Raw genomic sequence first — 16,921 nt, 5'->3', positions numbered from 1 at the left:
ACGTAAGGAAAGAACAATGACTGAAACCCTTCGCGTCGCCGTCATCGGCGCCGGCCGCATGGGCGCGGACCACATCCAGCGCCTCAGCAAGCGCATCCACGGTGCTGAAGTAGCCGCCGTCGTCGATGTTGACCTGGCCCGCGCCCAGGCCGCTATCGAAGGCATCCCGGGCGCCGTTGCCCTCGCGGACGCCGATGAGGCGCTGAACAACGGCGACGTCAATGCCGTCCTCATCGCCACGCCAGGCTTCCTGCACGAGGAGATCCTGCTCAAGGCCATCGCCAAGGACATTCCCATCCTGTGCGAGAAGCCGCTGACGCCGGACGCCGAGTCGTCCTGGAAGATCGTCCAGGCCGAGGAGAAGCTCGGCCGCAAGCGCATCCAGGTGGGCTTCATGCGCCGCTTCGATGCGGAATACGCGGCCCTGGGCTCGGTCATCCGCGACCGCGAACTGGGCGAGCTGCTGATGCTGCACCACCAGCACCGCAACCCGACAACCCCCGCTGGCTTCACCAACGAGATGCTCATCAACGATTCGGTGGTCCACGAGTTCGACGCCATCCGCTTCTTCACCGGCGAAGAGATCACCTCCGTCCAGGTCCGCCTCGGCAAGGCCACGAAGAACGCACCGGCCGGCCAGCACGACCCCCAGCACGTCCTGATCGAAACCGAGTCCGGTGTCCTGGCCGACGTCGAAATCTACGTGAACGCGAAGTTCGGCTACGAAGTGGCCACGCAGGCCTCCTTCGAGGACGGCATCGTCAGCATCGGCGGCGACAGCGGCCCGTACCTCCGCAGCAACGGCCGCTGGGGCGGCAAGGTCACCCCCGGCTTCGAGGAGCGCTTCGGTGCCGCGTACGACGTCGAAATCCAGGCCTGGGTGGACGCCGCCCTCCGCGGCGAAATCGGCGGCCCCACCGCCTGGGACGGCTACGCCACCGCTGCATGCTGCGAAGCCGGCGTGGAGGCCCAGAAGAACGGCGAGAAGGTCGCCGTGAAGCTGAACGCCAAGCCTGCCCTCTACACCTAGGCCCGTCCTTGGAGTTTTTGTCCAGATAATGCGCCTTCGAGGCCCTCAAGGTTGCATTATCTGGACAAAAACTCCGTTTGTTGCCCGACTCTTTCCACAATGGAGTGTTCCTCGTGAAAATCGCCCTTGATCCCACCCCGTTCCATCACAGCCACAGCCTGCTGGAATTCCCCAAGGTGGTGGCGGACCTCGGCTACAAGTACATGCAGATGACGCCGCACCCGGATTTCATTCCCTTCTACAACCACCCCAAGGCCGACGACGAACTGGTGGGACAGCTGAAGAAGGCGTGTACCGACGCCGGAATCGAAGTCGCGTCCATCCTGCCGGTGCTCCGGTGGTCCGGCCCGGACGAGGACGCCCGTGAGGCAGCCGTGCGCTACTGGAAGCGCGCCATCCAGATCGCCGTTGACCTGGGCGTCAGCACCATGAACACCGAGTTCAGCGGCCGGCCGGAACTGGCCGAGGAATCCGAGCGCGCGTTCTACCGCTCCATGGAGGAACTGCTCCCCATCATCGAGCGCGAAGGCATCGACCTGCTCATCGACCCGCACCCGGACGACTTCGTGGAAGAAGGCCTTGCCGCGATCCGCGTCATTCGCGGGCTGAACTCGAAGAACGTCGGCATGGTCTACGTGGCCTCCCACAGCTTCCACATGAAGAACTCGCCGCTGGACATCATGCGCGCGGCGGGGGACAAGCTCCGTCTGGTCCACGTCGCCGACACCATGGACCACCACGCCTCGCACGGACTGCGCTACATCACCAACCCGCCGGGCAACGCCGTCCGGGTGCACCAGCACCTGAAAATCGGCGACGGCGACGTGAACTGGGATGAGTTCTTCGGCGGCCTGAAGGAAATCGGGTTCCTCGACCGGGACGACACCGTGATGGTGTCCAGCGTCTTCGCCGAAAACGAGAATGCCGAGGAGGTTTCCCGCTTCCAGCTGGACACCATGAAGCAGTACGTGCAGAAGGTCAGCGTATGACGGCGGCGCCTTCTGGGAAGGCTGACTTAAAACACAACAGGGCACTGCGCACCGTCACCATCATCTCCACCTTCGGCGGCCTGCTCTTCGGCTACGACACAGGCGTCATCAACGGTGCCCTGCCCTACATGCAGGAGGACCTGGGCCTGACCCCGCTGGCCGAAGGCATGGTGACGTCGTCGCTGCTGTTGGGTGCCGCCTTCGGTGCCCTGTTCGGCGGGCGGCTGGCGGACCGGAACGGCCGCCGCAAGATGATCATGGTCCTGGCCGTCATCTTCCTGGTCGGCACGCTGTTCTGCACCCTGGCCCCCAGCACCGAGTTCATGGTGGCGGCCCGGTTCATCCTGGGCCTGGCCGTGGGCGGGGCGTCCGTAACGGTGCCGGTGTATCTTGCGGAGGTGTCGCCGTCGGCCCGGCGCGGGCGGATCGTGACGCAGAACGAGCTCATGATCGTCACGGGCCAGCTGCTCGCCTTCATCTTCAATGCCTACCTCGGCAACACCTTCGGCGAGGCCGGAGGTATCTGGCGCTGGATGCTGGTGATCGCCACGCTGCCGGCGGTCGCCCTGTGGATCGGCATGGCCTTCATGCCCGAAAGCCCCCGCTGGCTTGCCTCGATGGGCAGCTTCGGGGAGGCGCTCGGAGTGCTTCAGCGTATCCGCTCCAGGGCCGAGGCCGCGGCAGAATTTGAAGAAGTCAAGGCCATGGCCGTGGAGGACTACAAGTCCAAGATGGGGTCCTGGAGGGATCTGCGGGTTCCCTGGCTGCGGCGGATCTTCTTCGTCGGCGTCGGCCTTGCGGTGATCCAGCAGATCACGGGCGTGAACTCCATCATGTACTACGGCACGCAGATCCTCGCGGATGCCGGTTTCGGCCGGGAAGCGGCACTGAGCGCCAACATTGCCAACGGTGTCATCTCCGTGCTGGCCACCTTCGCGGGCATCTGGCTCCTCGGCAAGGTGGGGCGCCGGCGGATGCTCATCACCGGGCAGATCGGAACCACCTCGGCGCTGCTGCTGATCGGCCTGTTCTCGCTGGTCCTGCCCGAGGGCACCGCCCGCGGCTACGTGATCCTGGCGCTGACCGTCACGTTCCTCGCCTTCCAGCAGGGAGCCATTTCACCGGTCACCTGGCTCATGCTCTCGGAGATCTTCCCGCTGAAGCTGCGCGGCCTGGGCATGGGCGCATCGGCCTTCGTGCTCTGGATCGTGAACTTCCTGATCGGCTTCGGTTTCCCGCAGCTGCTCGCGGCCATCGGCATCTCCAACACGTTCTTCGTGTTCGCCGTCCTGGGTGTCGGGGCGATTCTGTTCGCCGCAAAGTACGTCCCGGAGACCAAGGACAAGAGCCTCGAGGACGTGGAACACTACTTCAAGCACCAGGCCGGTGTCCCCGCGGACGCAAAGACCGACGCGGACGCAAAGACCGCCGTCGAAGCGGAAGCCCCGGTCCACTAAGCCCGTCCTGCTCCGGAGTTTTTGTACAGATAATGCCCCCTCGAAGGCCTCGAGGGGGCATTATCTGTACAAAAACTCCAGCGCCGGAGGGGTTCTTGGAGCCCGGGGTCAGACGCCGGCGGAGAGGCGGGGGAGCGCGTCCACCAGGGGCGCCAGCTCCGGCACCTGCTGCGCCTCGGCCAGGGTCCGCTCCAGCGCGGCGTCGTGGACGGGCCGCGCTTCTGCCAGCAGCTTGCTCCCGCTCTCGGTGAGCTCGGTGTAGATGCCGCGGCGGTCGTCCGCGCACAGGATGCGGGTCAGCAGGCCGCGGTCCTCCAGCCGGTTCACCAGCCGGGTGGTCGCGCTGGCACTGAGAGCCGTGGCCCGCGCCAGCTGCTGCATGCGCATGTGCCACCCGTCCTGCCGGCTGAGCGCGTCCAGTACGGTGTATTCGACGACGGAAAGCTGCGCCTGCCCCTGCAGCGACCGTTCCAGCTCCCCCTCGATCAGCCCGTGCAGGGCCGCCAGAGTGCGCCACCCTTGGGCGCGCACCTCCATGGCGTCGTCCTTGATGCCCATGGGCTTTCCTCCTTCACTTCTCCGGCTCACTCGGAACAGGGCCGGGCATAGATAGTTGCTTGCGCGCTATATCTTTCTGTGCAATATTTGCTTGTGCAACAAAATATAGCGCGCTTGCAACTATTAGCTTACGTCGCGCTCCCCATTCAGTACAGTTCCGAAGGAGCACATCCATGCCAATTGGCCTGATAGCCCTAGCCCTCGGCGGGTTCGGCATCGGACTCACCGAATTCGTCATCATGGGCCTGCTCCCCGAAGTGGCCGCGGACTTCCGGGTGAGCGAAGCCTCCGCTGGCTGGTTCATCTCCGGCTATGCCCTCGCCGTCGTCGTCGGCGCCCTGCTGCTCACGGCGGCCGTGACGCGCTTCGAGCGCAAGCCCGTGCTGGCCATGCTGCTGGTGCTTTTCATCGCCGGCAACCTGATCTCGGCCGCAGCCCCCGGCTACGGGATTATGATGGTGGGCCGCATCATCGCCGCCCTGGCCCACGGCGCGTTCTTCGGTATCGGCGCGGTGGTAGCCGCGGACATGGTGGCCCCCACCAAGAAGGCCGGCGCCATCGCCATCATGTTCACCGGGCTCACCGCGGCCAATGTCCTCGGCGTCCCGTTCGGCACCATGCTCGGCCAGGCAGCCGGCTGGCGCTCCACATTCTGGGCCATCACCGGCATCGGAGTCCTGGCCTTGGTCGGCATCCTGACGCTGGTGCCCAAGACCGGCCACGGTGACACCGCCCCCGGCGGGCTCCGCAGCGAACTCCGGGCCTTCCGCTCCGGCCAGGTGTGGCTGTCCATCCTGGTGACTATCCTCGGCTACGGCGGGATGTTCGGTGCCTTTACCTACATCGCCTTCACCCTCACGGAAGTTTCCGGATTCGCCGCTTCAACAGTGCCGTGGCTGCTGATCGTCTTCGGCGTCGGCCTCTTTATCGGCAACACGCTCGGAGGCAAGGCCGCCGACCGGAACGTCGACCGCACGCTTCTCGTCGTCCTGTCGGTCCTCGTGATTGTTCTCGTGGCCTTCGCCCTGACGGCGGGCAACCAGCCACTCACCATTACCTCCATGGTGCTGATGGGCGGCTTCGGCTTCGCCACCGTGCCGGGCCTGCAGATGCGGGTCATGAAATACGCCGACGGCGCCCCCACTCTCGCGTCCGGGGCCAACATCGGCGCGTTCAACGTGGGCAACGCCCTCGGCGCCTGGCTGGGAGGGATGACCATCACCGCCGGCCTGGGCTACACCTCGCCCATTTGGGCCGGGGCCGGCATTACCCTGCTGGGCCTGGCCGTCATGGCCGTCGCCGCGGCCATGGCCCCGGCCGCCGCGCCGGGATCCACTACGGCTCCCGCGGATTCCGTCGGGTCGGACCCCAACGCTCCGGCACTGCCGGCTGTCCGCTGAACCGCCAAACACCACAACAGAGAGAGCTTCCATGAACGCCAGCAATGCTGCCACCCAGATCCCCACCGTCACGCTCAACAACGGCGTCCGCATGCCGCAGCTCGGCTTCGGCGTCTTCCAGGTATCCGACGACGACACCACCGCCGCGGTCAGCGCGGCCCTTGCCGCCGGTTACCGGAGCATCGATACCGCCGCCATCTACGGGAACGAAGCCGGCACCGGACTGGCCCTGGCAGAGTCCGGGATAGCCCGCGAAGACCTGTTCGTCACGTCCAAGGTCTGGGTTGCAGACCTTGGCTACGACGCCACCCTTGCCGCCTACCAGTCAAGCCTGGACAGGCTGGGCCTGGATTACCTGGATCTGTACCTCATTCACTGGCCGGCTCCGGCGACGGACGGCTACCTCGAGTCCTGGCGGGCCCTGGAAAAGCTGCTCCGGGACGGCCGGGTCAGGGCGATCGGCGTTTCCAATTTCCTGCCGGAGCACCTCGACAAACTGGTTGGCCTGGGCGGAACCGTCCCGGCGGTCAACCAGGTGGAGCTGCATCCGGCGCTCCAGCAGCGGGACGTCGCCGGGTCCAACGCCGCCCACGGCGTCGCCACCGAGGCGTGGAGTCCGCTGGCACAGGGTGCCGTGCTGGGGGAGCCGGCCGTCACCGCCATCGCCGCGGAACACGGTGTGACGCCCGCCCAGGTGATCCTCCGCTGGCACCTGCAGCAGGGCCGCATCATCATCCCGAAGTCGGTCACCCCGGCGCGGATCCGCGAGAACCTGGACGTGTTCGGCTTTGAGCTGGCGGACACCGAGCTGGCGGCCATCGATGCCCTCGAGCGCGACGGCCGGACCGGCCCGCACCCGGCCGAGTTCAACGGGTAAGTCGGACCCTACGCCCCGAACGGCAGCCGGGGGTCCAGGTTCTGGCTGTCCCAGGTCTGGCGGACCCAGCCGTGGTGGGGGTCGTCGCTGATGAGCCAGTCGCGCACGCGGCCGGGTCCGGCCATGACGTTGAGGTAGTACATGTCGTAGCCGGGCGCCGCCATGGCCGGGCCATGCCAGCCGTAGGGAACCAAAACCACGTCGCCGGTGCGGACCTCGGCGGCAACATCGATGGGCCGGTGGTCGGAAGCATAGACCCGCTGGTAGCCGATGGCGTCCTCATTCCCGCCCGGGCCGGTGGAGCCTGGAACATCGGCCACCCGCGTCTCGAAGTAGTAGATCTCCTCGAGCCGGGTCTCGCCCTCCTTCTCCTCGTCGTGCTTGTGGGGCGGGTAGGAGGACCAGTTGCCCGCTGGGGTGAGGACCTCGCAGACGATGAAGCGGTCGGCTTCCAGCGCGGCAGGGGTGCCAAAATTGTGGACCTGGCGAGAGCAGTTTCCGGCGCCGCGCAGCTCCACCGGCGTCTCTGCCGCGGTGATCAGGCGGGTGGGGTACTGGACCTTGGCGGGGGCCGTGGCGATGGCAACCCGGCCGCCGTCGGACGACGTGACCGTCACCGCCTTGTCCGTCCCGGAGTACAGCACGTCGGTGGGTCCGCTGAAGACGCTGGCCCGCCCGGCAAGCGGGTAGTCAAGCCCGTCAACGGAGGCAGTGAACGCCCCGCTCAGCGGGATGACAATTCGTTCCTCAGCCGCAGGCGGAAGTTCGACGGCGGCGCCCGGCCCCAGCGTGGCCACCTTCAGTCCCGTGTGTTCCCAGCCCTCCACGGCAACTTTCGAGTCCGACGTTCCCAGCGAAACGTCCCAGCAGCCTTCGGCTGCACTGCCCAGGGGGTATACCCATTCGGCCATAAGTTCATGTTCCTTTCGGATGTGTGGTGGTCGGTCCGGCGCGCGACAGCCCGGCGCAAGGGCAGGCCTAATGCCGCCCCTGCGCTGAAGGAGCCTCCCGGGTCCTTACGCCGCGCGGGCAGCGCTGGCCTGCGCTACGGCTGGACTGCCCTGGCGCTGGACTGCCCTGGCGCTGGGCTCTCCTAGCGCTGGACCAGTGTCATTTCGAAGCTGTAGGAGTCACCTCGGTAGACGTGGTGTCCGGTCTCCACGTTCCGCCCCGTGTCGTCGACGGCGGTGCGTTCCATGGTGACGAGGGCGGAGCCGGCTTCGGTCTCCAGGAGCGGAGCCTGGTAGTCGTTGGCCACCATCGCGCCGATCCGCTGCGTGGCCAGGCGGAAGTTGACGCCGCCGCTGCGCAGGATGCTGTACAGGCCCTGCGTCTTCAGCAGGTCCTCGTCGATGTGCGTGATGTCGTCGCGCACCCAGTTCTCCATCAGGGCCAGCGGCTTGCCGCCCACCTTCCGGAGCCTGGTGAAGTGGTAGACCTTGGCCCCGGCCGCGAGGTGCAGGGCCTCCCGGGTGGCGGGGTCGGCCTCGACGTGCGCAAAAGTGAGCACCTCGGTGGTGGGCTTGCTGCCGTTGTTGGTCAGGTCGTCGTACAGGCTGGACAGCTCAAGAGGGCGGCGGACCTGGCTCGACACCACCTGCGTGCCGACCCCCCGCTTTCGGACGAGGAGCCCCGAGCGGACCAGTTCGTCCATGGCCTTGCGCATGGTGGGGCGCGAGAGGTTCAACTGGGCGGCGAGATCAATCTCGTTCTCCAACCGGCTGCCGGGTTCCAGCAGGCCGGTGTGGATGGCAGCTTCAATGCCCTGGACGACCTGATGGTACAGCGGCACCGGCGACGAGCGGTCGATGCTGAGGTGTAGTTGGTTCGCCATTGAGTGCTCCCTTTGTGCTGCAGGTTCCTGCGTCCAGTAGCCTGTATGTCAGTGCATGTCCGTTTGTTAGGACATACTCTGTTTTTGATCATAGCAGGGAGCCGCCGGCAGTCAAGGAGCCCGGTCGGTCAGGGGAAGGCCGGCGGTCAGGGAGTGCGGCAGGCGTCCACAAACACACGGAACGGGGCAAGCCGTTGCTCTTCGGTCAGTTCCAGGGCTTCCGGATGCCACTGCACCGACGCGACCCACCGATCGGGGTCCTCCAGCGCCTCCACCGTGCCGTCATCCGCCACGGCGGTCACCAGCAGCCCCGGGGCCACCCGGTCCACAGCCTGGTGGTGGCCCGAAGCGATCTTGACCTCGACGGCGCCTGCGTCACCCGCTGCTGCATCATGCGCGGCCTCACCGGAGTCGGCGGACGCCGTCCCGCCGGCTTCCGGATTTCCCGCGGCGGCATACATCTTCGCCACTTTGGATCCCGGGGTGATCGTCACCTCGTGCCAGACCCAGGGCCTGTTGGCCGCTGCCGGGACCTGCCGGTGCGGCACCGTACCCGGCGTCATGTCCTGGACAAGCGTCCCGCCGTACAGGACATTGAGCAGTTGGTGCCCGCGGCAGATACCCAGCACCGGCGTGCCGGCATCGAGCGCGCGCCGCGCCACCGCGATGTCCAGCCGGTCCTGCTCCGCGTTGACGTCATAGAGGGAGGGCCCCGGCTCCTCGCCGTAGAGGCGAGGGTCAACGTCACCGCCGCCGGGAAGTACGACGCCGTCAAGCGCCTCGGGCGCGTCCGGCGCCTTATCGCCGTCGGCCGTTCCGCTGTTGGCCGGTCCGCCGTCGGCCGTTCCGCTGTTGGGTGCGCCGCTGTTGGATGCGCCGCCCGCCGTTTCACTTGCGCCGCTCAGTCCACCCTCCAGCGACTCGGGGGTGAGCAGCACCGGCTCGCCGCCGACATCGCGGATGAGGCTGACGATGCAGCCGAAGAGGCTGTTGGCCTTTGCCACCCGCGGGTCCGGATCCGCCGAGCTGCTCAGCCGGACGGGAATGCCGATCCGCGGCCGGCGCACATCGCCCGGCACCGTACCCGGCGCCGCGTTTGTATCCGGGACTGTGTCCGGGGTCTGCGAACTGTCTGTGGTCTGCGCTGTGTCCAGAGTCTGCGCCGTGTCTGAATTCCGCGTTGAATTCTGCATCCTCAAATTCTGCCCCATATCCGGGCGGTTTAGGCTGGGCCGATGAACAACCGCTATCTGGTGTCCCGGGACCGCTTCATCGCCGCGGCACCGGACCGCATCTTCGAGGTCCTGGCCACGCCCGCGCTGCACAGCGAAATCGACGGTTCAGGCACCGTCAAGGGCGCCCAGCCGCGGGGGCCCCGGCGCCTCGGCCCGGGCGCCAGATTCGGGATGGAGATGAATGTCAGGGTCAATTACCGGATCCTCAACACCGTCACGGAATTCGAGGAAGGCCGCCAGATCGCCTGGCGCCACTTCTACGGGCATGCGTGGCGTTACCTGCTGGAACCGGCCACGGACAGCAGCGGCGTGCCCGGAACGCTCGTGACCGAACAGTGGGATGCCCGCCATGTCCGCGGCAAGTTCCTGCTTCGGCTTGCCGGCTATCTTGGCCGCCATCCGGAGAATATTGACAGGACGCTCGCCAGGCTGGACTCATACGTTACGGGCGCCCAGGCCACAAGCTGACGCAGTTTGTGCCGTTGTTACTGCGTCTGGCCCGGTTTCGGTAGTGTTGGGAGCAATAGGCAAGGCGAAAGTAGGGCAGTCAGTGGGGCGCAGGACACTTGTTGACGACCTCGTTGACGGTCTGCTGGAAGACATACTTGCCGGCAGGCTGAAGCCGCATGATGCCTTGCCGCCGGAAGCCGACATCGCCAAGGCCTATGACGTCAGCAGGCTGACCGCCCGTGAGGCGCTGAAGGCACTCCGGGCGCAGAACATCCTTTACGTCAAAGCGGGCCGCGGGACGTTCGTGAACCCGGCAGACAACTGGACCGGCCTCGACGCCATTATCAAGGCGGCCTCGCACGGCAACGCGGACGACCAGGTTTCCCGTGGCCTGATCGAGGTCCGGCGCATGGTGGAAACCGGCGCCGCCGCGCTTGCTGCCAGACGCCACACCCCCGAGCATGCCGAGGAAATGCGGTCCTCCATCGCGGACATGAAACGGTATCATCAGGCCGCCGACCTTGACGGGTTCGTGGCGGCGGACATCGCCTTCCATGACACCGTTCTCAAGGCTTCCGGCAACCCGTTTGTCCGGGCCCTCCTGGCCCAGCTGGGCCAGTCCCTTTACCGCGCCCGCCGCGAGACGTCCGCCATCGAGGAGATCCAGCGCCACGCCATCGCCTTCCATCAGCGCGTGCTGGAGAGCATCCTCACCGGCGACGCCGAGCTGGCGCGCAAGGCCATGGACGAGCACATGGACCAGACATTCGAGGACTACGAACGTTACGTTCACGGCCAGCGCTCCTAGTCTCGGGCCACTCGTGAGTCTGAGTTTTTCCGGGTCCTGACTTTCATCTGGTCCCGTAACTTTTTGCTGGGCCCTGACTTTCATCTGGGTCCGCGGTCGCCTTAACCCGCCTTTTCCTCGGGTCCACCCTTTTCGTCTTGACGTAATGCTCGTCACCCTCCTATGCTTTTGGTCATGTTCTTCCGTCAGATGTCTGACATCAGATAAACCAGACATAATTACTGAAGCCGGACTGAACCCCACAAAGACAAGCTGCGGATTCCCACCGCGAAGCCGCCGGGAACCGCCAGACAGAAGGTCGATGATGACTTCATTAACCACAAAGTCCTCCGGACTCGGCGAGCTTGGAGACCGCACGCTCCGCAAGGTCCGCCGCCGCGTAATGCCCCTGATTGTCCTGCTGTACTTCATCGCGTACCTGGACCGGAACAACGTCGGCTTCGCCAAACTGACTATGAGCGAGGACATCGGCCTGAGCGCCGCGGCCTACGGGCTGGGCGCCGGCATTTTCTTCCTCGGCTACGCCGTGCTCGAAATCCCCAGCAACGCCGGCATGTACAAGTTCGGCGCCCGCAAATGGCTGGCCCGCATCCTCATCACCTGGGGCATTTTCGCTGCGGCGATGGCCCTGGTGAACGGCGAATCCACCTACTACATCATCCGCTTCCTGCTCGGCGCCGCCGAGGCCGGCTTCTTCCCCGCCATTCTCTTCTACCTGACCCTGTGGTTCCCGGCCGCACAGCGCGTCTCTGTGCTGGGCATCTTCATCCTGGCCCAGCCCATCTCCAACGCGCTGGGTGCCCCGGTTTCCGGCCTGCTCCTCCAGATGGACGGCATCATGGGCCTGCAGGGCTGGCAGTGGCTCTACATTATTGAAGGCATCCCCGCCATCCTGCTGGGCGTGCTGACGCCCTTCCTGATGACGGACCGCCCCCGTGACGCCAAGTGGCTCAACGCCGACGAACGCGAATGGCTCGCCACCACCATGGACGCCGAACTGGCAGCCAAGTCCAAGGGTGGCAGCCATAACTTCCTGGCCGGCCTCAAGGACAAGCGAACCATCGTCTACTCGGCCCTCTACTTCGGCCTGGTCTGCGGCATCTACGGCCTCGGACTCTGGATGCCCACGATCGTGGCGGCCCTGGGCAAGTTCTCCACGGCTGAGGTCGGGTTCATCGTCCTCATCCCGTACGCAGTGGCTGCAGCCTTCGTCTTCTTCTGGAGCAAGCGTGCTGACAAGACCGGCAAGCGTGCGTGGCATAGCGCCGTCAGCATGGTCCTGGCCGGTTTGGGCCTGCTCGCCGCCGGTTACCTGCTCCCGGTCAACCCTGTCCTGGCACTCATCGCCCTGACCGCCTCGGCCATGGGTATCTACGGAGCCATTGCCCCGTTCCTGTCCATGCCGTCCGCAGCGCTCACCGGCGCAGCCGCAGCCTCCGGCCTGGCTATGGTCAACTCGCTGGGTAACCTGGGCGGATTCGTCGCCCCTTACGCAGTGGGCCTCCTGAAGGACGCCACCGGCAACAACCAGAGCGGCCTCCTGTTCCTCTCCTTCTGCCTGTGCGTCACAGCTGTGGCCACCTACCTCTACGCCCGCAGGCGCCCCGAAGGCGATGCGGCCCTGGATCCGGCAGTCAAGGCCGCCGCAGACGCTTCGGCCAGCCACTAAAGACCCATTCGAGAACCACCCGAAGGAATACCGCAATGAGCTCAATCACCCCTTTCCCCGCAGAGCGCACCGTTGTGCTGACCGGCGCGGCGTCCGCCCGCGGCATCGGCCGCGCAGCAGCTGACCGCATGGCCAGCGAAGGCTGGTCCATCGCGATCCTGGACATCAACGCCGAGGACGCGAAGGCCGCCGCCGCGGAGATCGGGTCCAACCGTGCCGTGAAGGCTATCGGTGTCGGCGCCGATGTCTCCGACGAAGCATCCGTGGACCGGGCGATCACAGAGATCGAAGCATCCCTGCCGCCGATCGTGGCTCTTGCCAACCTGGCCGGCATCAGCTCCCCGACCCCCTTCATGGAAACCACGGTTGCCGAGTGGGACAAGGTCTTCGCCATCAACATGCGCGGCACGTTCGTGGTGTCCCAGCGGGTGCTCAAGGGAATGATCGAGCGCAAGCTCGGCCGCATCGTCAGCATCTCCTCCATCTCCGCCCAGCGCGGTGGCGGCACCTACTCCAAGGTGGCCTACAGCGCCTCCAAGGCCGGCATCATCGGCTTCACCCGTGCCCTGGCCCGCGAAGTCGGCGAGTTCGGCGTGACCGTGAACGCCATTGCACCGGGTCCAATCGACACCGACATCATGGGCGGCACGCTGACCGAGGATCGCAAGGCCCAGATGTCCGAGGGCATCATGATGGGCCGCGTCGGTACCCGCGAAGAAGTGGCCGCGCTGATCTCCTTCCTGCTGGGTGCGGACTCGGGCTACATCACTGCCGCCACCTACGACATCAACGGCGGCCTCCAGGTTTCCTAACCCGGTTTCCTGACCCCTTCCTGATTTATCCGAAGTGTCCCGCCGGGATTCCCGGCGGGGCACTTCCGGCAGAACACCGCACTAGGCTGGGCAGCATGAACCCCTCCGGCAGCCTGAACCCGAGCCCGCGCACACTCGAGGTGGACAGCGTCGCCAGGTTCGACAGGCTGGTAAACGCCGGAGCCAGGGCGATGCACGGCTGGCACGCGCAGTCGCTTGACCTCCGCGGGCGGGGTGCCGCCCTTGCAGCCCTGGACGCCGAGGGCGCGGTTTTCCTGGGCTGCACCTTCGACCCGGGCGTGGAGGCTTCGCTCCGCAGCAGGGGCGCGCTGATCTTCCCGCGGCTCATCGGCGTTCCTTTCAATCCGTACCGGGCAGGTCTCTACAGCCCGCAGGAACTGTACGCAGGCATCGTCGATGAACCATACGAGAAAACACCCGACGCTCTGGTCTACCAATGGAGCATGCGGCCGGGCCAGCGGAACCGCCTCGATTCCACCCTCGCGGCGGCCCTGCACGATCATGCCGTCGGCGATGCCCTGGAGGAATTCGTCCGTACCCTCAACAGCGGTGGCCGTTCCATCGTCGGGGTCATGGGCGGCCATGCCCTGCAGCGAGGGACCGGCGGCTTCACTGCCGCCGCCACGCTGGGCCGGCTCCTGGCCCGCCGTGGCCACCTGGTGGCCACCGGCGGAGGCCCCGGGGCCATGGAGGCCGCCAACCTGGGTGCCTACCTCAGTACGGCCGACGACGGCGATTTCCACGGTGTGCTTCGAGAGCTGGCGGCCGTCCCCGGCTTCCGCCCCTCGGTGTCCGCGTGGGCGCGTGCTGCGGCAGCCGCCGTCGAACGCTTTCCGGGCGGGACCGCGTCCCTCGGCATTCCCACCTGGTTCTACGGCCACGAACCGCCCAACTACTTTGCCACCCACATTGCCAAGTACTTTGCCAACGCCGTCCGCGAGGCCATTCTGCTGGAGGTCTGCAACGGCGGCATCGTGTTCCTGCCGGGTGCGGCGGGTACCGTGCAGGAGATCTTCCAGGATGCCTGCGAGAACTACTACGGCGCCCCGGAGACCATGACCCCCATGGTGCTGGTCGGCAGGGAGCACTGGGAGCTGCGGTTTCCGGCCTGGCCCATGCTGCAAAGCCTCGCCGCGGGCCGGGCAATGGAACGGCGGATCTTCCTGGTGGACAGCGTGGATGAGGCGCTCGCGGTCCTCGGCGGATGAAGGCGGTGGATGAAAGCGCCGGATGAACGCGGGGTAAATCCGGCAGCGGGGACCGGCTGCGGTGGGCGCCAACGCGGAGCCGGGCTACCGTTCAGGCGGAGGGCGGCCTACAAATCCTTGCGGCAGGGTGTGCTGCCGAGTTGATAGAGGCCGTTCAGGTCGCCGGCCGCGAGGCCGTCGGGGGCGCCGATCTCCGGATACATGAGCTGTACGGGGTCGTTAACATGCTCGAGCCCCATCACGTGGCCCAGTTCATGGAGGATGACGGCGGTGGCGTAGGCGGTGCCGTCGGGGCGTTCCAGTTCCGCAGCCATCTGCGGGGCATCCAGTTCCAGGCTGCCGGTGACATAGCTCTTGGGCCCGTTTCCGTAGCTGTAATGGGTGCTGCCGCCGGTGCCGATGACCTTGCCGCCCAGCTTGGGGGTCACGTCCGGCGTGGTCCAGCTGATGAGTAGGGGTGCCCAGCGCTCGCCGTAAGCCTCGGGCTGGTAGGGGGCACGATGGCCCGAGGGCTGCTCGTCGGTGGCGCCATCGTCGATAAACTGGATGCCGGTGGCCTTGGAGATGGCCTGGATTGCCAGCGGAACCAGGTCCGCTGCACCCTCCGGCGCAAGGCTGGCATTCACCACGTAATGCAGCGGACGGCATGGCGAGTAGCCCACGGGGGAGCCGTCACTGTTCACGGCCAGAAACTTGTACGAGTTGCTGGGCTCTGGGGGTGGCTCCGGTTCGCCCAGGGGCGCGGCCGCCTCCTCGCGGCCCGGCGGCGGTGCGCCCCCGGTACCGCCTGGGCCAACAGACGCACCGGTCCCAGCACCGCCGGACTGTCCGCCCAGCCCGGGCTGCCCTGCCTGCCCGGCGGGGGCCTGCCCAGCCGGGTCTTGGCCGGAATCATCCTGCGGGGACGCGGACTGGTCCCCGGAACCGAGGCGGAAGTTCAGCACGCCCGCAAAACGGGGGTCCCCGTACGCCATTCCGGCCGCGAGGAACGCTGCACAGCCAAGGGCGGCGAGCACGATCAGGCGGCGGATAAACCTCGCCGCCGCGGTGGCCGGACCCGAGTGGCGCGGCTGGTGCCGGCGTTGACTGTGACCGGGGTCTTGACCCTCCACTGCACCCCTTTCACGGCATTCCCATGCCGGCCCCTCCACAATGGAACCAAGCACCGGGCAAACAGGCCTACTTTACAGTTCTGCCCACCAGCGCATGAAACCTGCCCGGCAACGCCAGCCAATCAGGCGATGACAGCGCCAAACGCCATGCCCAGGAGATACGTGACGCCGGCCGCTCCAAGACCAATGGCCAGCTGCCGCAATCCGCGGGTCAGCGGCGAGGTTCCGGACAGGAGGCCGACGGTGCCACCGGTGGCCAGCAGCGCGATACCCACCAGGACGGCCGCCACGATGAGGGCCCCGATCCCGGTCATGCCGAAAAGGAAGGGAATGATGGGCACGATGGCGCCCGAGGCGAAGAAGCAGAAGCTGGAGAGCGCGGCGCCCCAGGCAGTGCCCACCGCTTCGTGCTCGTCCTCAGTCTCGGGCAGTTCGGGATGGAGCGAGAGGCTGGGATCGCAGTCACACGTGAAGAGGCCCATGCGCTCGGCCACGCGGTGTTCGGCCGCCTCGCGGGACATGCCGCGGGCCAGGTAGACCAGCAGAAGCTCGTTGTGTTCGATGTCCAGCTGGGGTGCCGCCACCAGCGTCACCTGGGTGGGACGTGTGGCGTCCAGGAGTTCGCGCTGGGAACGGACCGACACGAATTCGCCGGCGCCCATGGAGAATGCTCCGGCCAGGAGCCCGGAGATGCCGCTGAGCAGGACCACGCCGCTGCCAACGCCCGTGGCAGCCATGCCCATGACCAGCGCGAGGTTGCTGACCAGTCCGTCGTTTGCGCCGAAGACCGCGGCGCGGAACGTGCCGGCCAGCCGGTTGCGGCCGCGTGTTGCCAGGCCGCGGACCACTTCCTCATGGATCTGCTCGTCGGCCGCCATGGCCGGGGTGGCCGACGGTTCCTTTGTGTAGGGGGAGCGGCCCTCGGCCCGCTGCGCCAGTGCGAGCACAAACACGGACCCGAAGTGCCGGGCGAGGAAGCCCAGAAGGCGGCTGCGCAGGGAAGCGTGCCGGGGCTTGCCCGCGTGTTCGCCCAGCAGCTTCAGCCAGTGCGCCTCGTGACGGCCTTCGGCTTCGGCGAGGGCCAGAAGGATGGCGCGCTCTTCGCCGGAGCGGTTCTGGGCGAGGTCGCGGTAGACGGCAGCTTCCGCGCGCTCGTCGGCGAGGTACTGGCGCCAGCGCTTGATGTCCGCTGCGCTGGGTTCCGGGCGGGAAGCGCCGCCGCTGGATGCCACGGCGCTGGCTGCGGGACCGGCGCTTGAGGCAGACGCGTTGCCGGTGGTGTGGGGGTCAGATTTTGCGTGCTGAGACACGGGAACTCCTGGGTAGATGGGACGTGATACGGCCCCATTGCATCGCCCACTTTACCGCGTAATTCCGCGGTTTTTCGGCCGGTAACCCTTAGCAAAAAGTTTAGGGAAACCTCAATAACTTGGGCCGGACGAGGCAAAGCCGCCTACCCGC

General features: G+C 66.6%; 16 protein-coding genes. 10 read left to right on the top strand and 6 right to left on the bottom strand.

Features of this window, described 5'->3' with window-relative positions; all coding sequences use genetic code 11:
• The first annotated feature begins 16 nt into the window (after positions 1-16).
• From AC57BR_RS02560 to AC57BR_RS02550, 3 genes are all read left to right on the top strand, one after another.
• A complete protein-coding gene (locus tag AC57BR_RS02560; protein ID WP_496358202.1) occupies positions 17-1,030 on the top strand; it encodes a Gfo/Idh/MocA family protein in 1,014 nt (337 codons plus the stop codon).
• A 113-nt stretch (positions 1,031-1,143) separates the two neighbouring features.
• Positions 1,144-2,019 (top strand): sugar phosphate isomerase/epimerase family protein, encoded by an 876-nt coding sequence (locus AC57BR_RS02555; RefSeq protein WP_496358201.1) that lies wholly within the window; start codon positions 1,144-1,146, stop codon positions 2,017-2,019.
• Positions 2,016-3,476 (top strand): sugar porter family MFS transporter, encoded by a 1,461-nt coding sequence (locus AC57BR_RS02550; RefSeq protein WP_496358200.1) that lies wholly within the window; start codon positions 2,016-2,018, stop codon positions 3,474-3,476. The genes AC57BR_RS02555 and AC57BR_RS02550 overlap by 4 nt, the downstream gene beginning before the upstream one ends.
• Positions 3,477-3,584: 108 nt before the next feature.
• Here the strand turns inward: AC57BR_RS02550 and AC57BR_RS02545 are convergent, their stop codons facing one another.
• Positions 3,585-4,034 carry a MarR family winged helix-turn-helix transcriptional regulator gene (locus AC57BR_RS02545; RefSeq protein WP_496358199.1) on the bottom strand — a complete coding sequence of 150 codons (450 nt, stop codon included), beginning with the start codon at positions 4,032-4,034 and terminating at the stop codon, positions 3,585-3,587.
• A 173-nt stretch (positions 4,035-4,207) separates the two neighbouring features.
• On the opposite strand from AC57BR_RS02545, the gene AC57BR_RS02540 reads away from it, so the two are divergent.
• Both AC57BR_RS02540 and AC57BR_RS02535 read left to right on the top strand, forming a co-directional pair.
• A complete protein-coding gene (locus AC57BR_RS02540) occupies positions 4,208-5,434 on the top strand; it encodes an MFS transporter (protein ID WP_496358198.1) in 1,227 nt (408 codons plus the stop codon).
• Between the two features lie 31 nt (positions 5,435-5,465).
• Positions 5,466-6,311, top strand: a complete 846-nt coding sequence (locus AC57BR_RS02535) for an aldo/keto reductase (protein WP_496358197.1) — start codon at positions 5,466-5,468, stop codon at positions 6,309-6,311.
• Positions 6,312-6,319: 8 nt separating this feature from the next.
• On the opposite strand, the gene iolB is transcribed toward AC57BR_RS02535, so the two are convergent.
• The 3 genes from iolB to AC57BR_RS02520 all read right to left on the bottom strand — a co-directional run bounded on the left by iolB (position 6,320) and on the right by AC57BR_RS02520 (position 9,338).
• Positions 6,320-7,222 carry a 5-deoxy-glucuronate isomerase gene (iolB, locus tag AC57BR_RS02530; protein WP_496358196.1) on the bottom strand — a complete coding sequence of 301 codons (903 nt, stop codon included), beginning with the start codon at positions 7,220-7,222 and terminating at the stop codon, positions 6,320-6,322.
• A gap of 182 nt (positions 7,223-7,404) precedes the next feature.
• Positions 7,405-8,145 carry a GntR family transcriptional regulator gene (locus tag AC57BR_RS02525; protein ID WP_496358195.1) on the bottom strand — a complete coding sequence of 247 codons (741 nt, stop codon included), beginning with the start codon at positions 8,143-8,145 and terminating at the stop codon, positions 7,405-7,407.
• 146 nt (positions 8,146-8,291) lie between these two features.
• Positions 8,292-9,338 carry a gamma-glutamyl-gamma-aminobutyrate hydrolase family protein gene (locus tag AC57BR_RS02520; protein ID WP_496358194.1) on the bottom strand — a complete coding sequence of 349 codons (1,047 nt, stop codon included), beginning with the start codon at positions 9,336-9,338 and terminating at the stop codon, positions 8,292-8,294.
• A 42-nt stretch (positions 9,339-9,380) separates the two neighbouring features.
• On the opposite strand from AC57BR_RS02520, the gene AC57BR_RS02515 reads away from it, so the two are divergent.
• The 5 genes from AC57BR_RS02515 (at position 9,381) to AC57BR_RS02495 (ending at position 14,348) form a co-directional block, all read left to right on the top strand.
• Positions 9,381-9,848, top strand: coding sequence for an SRPBCC family protein (locus tag AC57BR_RS02515; RefSeq protein ID WP_496358193.1), 468 nt, complete (start codon positions 9,381-9,383; stop codon positions 9,846-9,848).
• A gap of 82 nt (positions 9,849-9,930) precedes the next feature.
• Entirely contained in the window at positions 9,931-10,638 is a 708-nt protein-coding gene (locus AC57BR_RS02510) for a FadR/GntR family transcriptional regulator (protein WP_496358283.1), read from the top strand.
• A gap of 301 nt (positions 10,639-10,939) precedes the next feature.
• Complete coding sequence (locus tag AC57BR_RS02505; RefSeq protein ID WP_496358192.1) at positions 10,940-12,307, top strand: MFS transporter; 1,368 nt, start codon at positions 10,940-10,942, stop codon at positions 12,305-12,307.
• Positions 12,308-12,342: 35 nt separating this feature from the next.
• Entirely contained in the window at positions 12,343-13,119 is a 777-nt protein-coding gene (locus tag AC57BR_RS02500; RefSeq protein WP_496358191.1) for an SDR family NAD(P)-dependent oxidoreductase, read from the top strand.
• Positions 13,120-13,214: 95 nt separating this feature from the next.
• Positions 13,215-14,348, top strand: coding sequence for an LOG family protein (locus tag AC57BR_RS02495; protein WP_496358190.1), 1,134 nt, complete (start codon positions 13,215-13,217; stop codon positions 14,346-14,348).
• A gap of 107 nt (positions 14,349-14,455) precedes the next feature.
• Here the strand turns inward: AC57BR_RS02495 and AC57BR_RS02490 are convergent, their stop codons facing one another.
• The gene (locus AC57BR_RS02490; RefSeq protein ID WP_496358189.1) at positions 14,456-15,460 is read right to left on the bottom strand and encodes a matrixin family metalloprotease; all 1,005 of its coding nucleotides are present in this window, start codon (positions 15,458-15,460) and stop codon (positions 14,456-14,458) included.
• A 122-nt stretch (positions 15,461-15,582) separates the two neighbouring features.
• Positions 15,583-16,770, bottom strand: coding sequence for a VIT1/CCC1 transporter family protein (locus AC57BR_RS02485; RefSeq protein WP_496358188.1), 1,188 nt, complete (start codon positions 16,768-16,770; stop codon positions 15,583-15,585).
• Positions 16,771-16,921: the final 151 nt, after the last annotated feature.

This window comes from Arthrobacter sp. BGA-UO-ETr-C19 (genome assembly GCF_059568005.1).
Note: the sequence above shows the minus strand (reverse complement) of the source record. Positions and strands in the feature narration are given on the sequence as shown.